The 3,136-nt window shown below is 52.8% G+C and carries 6 protein-coding genes; 4 read left to right on the top strand and 2 right to left on the bottom strand.

Annotated features, from left to right (window positions below; translation table 11 throughout):
- The first annotated feature begins 476 nt into the window (after positions 1-476).
- On the top strand, positions 477-761 hold the full coding sequence (locus AADEFJLK_RS26200; protein WP_103975998.1) for a DNA/RNA non-specific endonuclease: 285 nt from the start codon (positions 477-479) through the stop codon (positions 759-761).
- A 119-nt stretch (positions 762-880) separates the two neighbouring features.
- On the opposite strand, the gene AADEFJLK_RS23310 is transcribed toward AADEFJLK_RS26200, so the two are convergent.
- A complete protein-coding gene (locus tag AADEFJLK_RS23310; protein ID WP_103975997.1) occupies positions 881-1,126 on the bottom strand; it encodes a DDE-type integrase/transposase/recombinase in 246 nt (81 codons plus the stop codon).
- Between the two features lie 130 nt (positions 1,127-1,256).
- Here AADEFJLK_RS23310 and AADEFJLK_RS23305 point away from each other — a divergent pair, with 130 nt between their 5' ends.
- The 3 genes from AADEFJLK_RS23305 to AADEFJLK_RS23295 are packed head-to-tail and all read left to right on the top strand — an operon-like array spanning position 1,257 to position 2,635.
- Complete coding sequence (locus tag AADEFJLK_RS23305; RefSeq protein ID WP_103975996.1) at positions 1,257-1,619, top strand: hypothetical protein; 363 nt, start codon at positions 1,257-1,259, stop codon at positions 1,617-1,619.
- A gap of 27 nt (positions 1,620-1,646) precedes the next feature.
- On the top strand, positions 1,647-2,240 hold the full coding sequence (locus AADEFJLK_RS23300; RefSeq protein WP_103975995.1) for a hypothetical protein: 594 nt from the start codon (positions 1,647-1,649) through the stop codon (positions 2,238-2,240).
- Positions 2,240-2,635, top strand: coding sequence for a hypothetical protein (locus AADEFJLK_RS23295; protein ID WP_103975994.1), 396 nt, complete (start codon positions 2,240-2,242; stop codon positions 2,633-2,635). Before AADEFJLK_RS23300 ends, AADEFJLK_RS23295 begins: the two co-directional genes overlap by 1 nt.
- 226 nt (positions 2,636-2,861) lie before the next feature.
- Here AADEFJLK_RS23295 and AADEFJLK_RS23290 read toward each other — a convergent pair.
- On the bottom strand, positions 2,862-3,136 hold a 275-nt coding region (locus AADEFJLK_RS23290), incomplete at its 5' end, for a transposase family protein (RefSeq protein ID WP_146054734.1).

The raw sequence follows: 3,136 nt of genomic DNA, 5'->3' as shown, positions 1-3,136 counted from the left end.
CTCAGTTTGGTCGGGAAGCCCCGCTTCCTCAGCGGGTGGGGGGCCACTTTTTCATAGCAATCGCATACGCAACAATACACATAAATGATGAAATCTTCGACGGGCATGACGGCTTCTCCGGTAAGGTGGTTTGTTGACCTGAACCTAAGACAAGAATGTCACCCTTAAAATTTCACGTCCTAAAAAGTCGAACATCGCGTAAAATGCCCAGAAAAATACCCGCTTTGCTCTTTTTTGTCTTGTCTTTTTCAAACGCCATCGCCGCTACAAGCCAAAATTTGTGCGCCGTAAACTATTTTTGGGTGTGCCGCCCAAGATAGTGGGCGTAAAAATCGGCGAAATGTCCGAAGAAATAGGCTATTCGGGCTATGCCGTGCGTTTTTCGGGCATAACAAGGACGCCGCTTTGGTCGGCGGAGCATTTGACGGCTGGTCGGCTGATGGACGCTTGCGTCATGGACTGCCACGACGCGTTCCATACCGACCCTATCGGCGGAAGGTTTCCGGTCGGGGCTTTCCGACTATTCGCATTCAGGATATGGCAGCGGCCATATGGCCCCTTCCGCCGATATGCCGGATCAGCAATCCCAGGCGGAAAGTTTCTCCTTGGCCAATATGTCCCCCCAACGCCACGCCAATAATGCCGGCATTTGGGAGGAATTGGAAAATGGTGTGCGGCACCTTGCCTTAAGCGGCCATGACGTTTACGTTGTCAGCGGGCCGTTGTTTGCAGGCGCTAGGCTGAAACGGATAAAAAAATAGGGTCATGGTACCCAGCGCTTTTTTTAAGGCGTTAGTTGACTCGCTTGTCATAAAGCTTTCATCCGAACAACTTCCTGAAAAAGTTGTTGTTGATGAGTTGCCAACGGTAAAAAACCCGTTTATATAAGCTTAAGTGACGGCAGCCCGGCGGGTGCCAGCAGGACATTGCTGTTTTCAAGCCCTGCCAGGTTGGCGCCGCTTTTGTCCATGGCCACTTTTGTGGGCAGGCCGTGGCCGTCAATGGCTTGCCTGAAGAAGGCGGTGGCGGCCGCCACGTCATGGTGTGACGAGAGCATAATGCCGACCGTATCGCCAAACTTGTCCGCCGCACGGTACAGGCAAGTCCATGCGCCAAACGCCGGCAAGCGTCCGTTTGCGGCTTTTTGCCGCCAAGGCGGTCAGTGGCGAATAGCGGACAACCCGACGTATTATCTTTTTCCATCTGCCGGATGCCCTATATGCCGCCGGTGCCGCTTAATCAGCTTCTGACCCTATATGCCAAGCAAACGCAAGAATAACCTCGCCAGACGGGCGAGGAACAAACAGAATAAAAAAAAACGCATTCCGACTTTCGTATCGCCTATATTGGAGCTGTATTCCAACCCGGCCGATTGTGAAGCGGATATGGGGCTTCTCCAAACCGCATGGGAAAGGCACTATGGGCCATTGTCGGAAGATTTTGTGCCGCCCTTTTACTGCGAAACGGATGACGGTAGCTTGCAGTTGGTGGAATGGCCACAAACCTTTCGGAATTTATTGCTTGAAAAATATGGCTTGCCGGAGTTGGAGCTGGTGGAGCGCCGATTCAAGTTTCTTTTTGAATTTTTTTACACTCAGGCGGCCGAAATGGCCATATAGCCTTCCGTTTCGGATGGAAATTCTATTATGGAAATGGTATCGCCCAAACACCCGTCAAAACCCGACAAGGCAATCATTCATCAGAATGACGTGGCCCTGCTTGATTTCCTGAAGGGTCACTTTGAATTTTCCACCGACGTTAAACTGGCGACGCATGTGGGGCTCACAAGACATGCCGTTTATAAGGTTCGGACGGGGGATGTGGCATTGGGTAACGGCATCCGCCTACGTCTGCTTGAAAATTCCGGCCAATTCCGGCAATTCATCCCCTTACCCGACCTGTCAGCCAAAAGTCTGCTTGACGGGATCAAGAACCGGTTAGATGACGCCGCTGAACCTGAAAAACCGTCAGTAGGCGGCCTCATCAGTGACGCCGAACTGTTGGCGTGTTTTAAGCAACATATTGCCGCCACCACAGATGAGGCCGTGGCCGGGAAAATCGGGCTAAAAAGAACCTCACTGTCCATGCTGCGCAAAGGCATGGCAAAGTTTGGTATTGCGCCACGGATTCAGATAGCCGGCGTTTTGTATCCAGACGCTGACATCGCCAAATTGGAAACGTTGATAAACGATTCCGGGGAACTGGCGCAATTCCTACAAACAATGCCCCCTAATACCTAATGCCCGCTACCCTAACTGCATTGGCCCATGCCGCTTTTTCTGAAAAGGGCACCCTGTCCGGCTATCTCCCAAATTACCGCCCTGACCCGGTTCGGGTGCAAGACGCCGAAACGGTGGCTGCGCCCCTGGCGTCCGGTTCCAAGCGCCAGACGGCGGTTGGTTTGGTTGAAGCCGGAACAGGCATCGGCAAAACCTTGGGCTACGCCGTGCCGTTGATGCCGTACGCCGCCCTGACCGGCCACCGTGTCGCCATTCCGCCTACACCATCCGGGGCCAACCGCAAATTCTGGGGATGGGCGGGGATTCGGATGGTTTTGTCGCAACTATTTACAAGAGCAGGGGGCGGCCTGATTGGCGGGCAAAACTGGCCTGCCAAATGGATAAATTGCCGGTAAGCGGTAAGTGTCTTCCCGGCGGGTTGCCCCTTGCGGGGCATATGGGCGGTTTCTGTCCCGTCGGGGGGTGCCTGCGCGGAACGTAAGGCTATTGGCCCGGTTATCTTTTTGACACCCACAAGATACCCATGGCACAAAATACCCAAAGATACCGTCTTAAAATCCAAAGCTCAAGCCTTGTTTGCATTCGCCCAAAGCGGCATACCTTGTAAAATAGACATCTTTCCTAAATGTTGCCATATCTCAGGTTAACCAACGCGGCCACCAGGCTCCATGTCAGGGAGTAGTTTTTGTGTTTGCCACGGTAAACGTCCTTGACGATCCTGAAAATCTTGCAGCGGCGGTTGACATGCTCAATAAAAACGCGCCGTTTCGAAAGGGCTTTGTTATGGGCTTTGTCCTCCGCAGAAAGCGGTTTGCCTTTTTGTTTCTTGATGGGCAATACCGAATTTTGGTGGAGGCCGTGCATCCCTTGGTATCCCGAATCTGCCAACAGCAGGG

It is taken from the genome of Methylovulum psychrotolerans (assembly GCF_002923755.1).
Classification (GTDB): domain Bacteria; phylum Pseudomonadota; class Gammaproteobacteria; order Methylococcales; family Methylomonadaceae; genus Methylovulum; species Methylovulum psychrotolerans.
Note: the sequence above shows the minus strand (reverse complement) of the source record. Positions and strands in the feature narration are given on the sequence as shown.

What these genes read in the sequence shown, in the direction of transcription:
- AADEFJLK_RS23295 (WP_103975994.1), top strand. Translation starts at nt 2,240, where the DNA reads ATGCCCGCTACCCTAACTGCATTGGCCCATGCCGCTTTTTCTGAAAAG.
- AADEFJLK_RS23305 (WP_103975996.1), top strand. Translation starts at nt 1,257, where the DNA reads ATGCCAAGCAAACGCAAGAATAACCTCGCCAGACGGGCGAGGAACAAA.
- AADEFJLK_RS23300 (WP_103975995.1), top strand. Translation starts at nt 1,647, where the DNA reads ATGGAAATGGTATCGCCCAAACACCCGTCAAAACCCGACAAGGCAATC.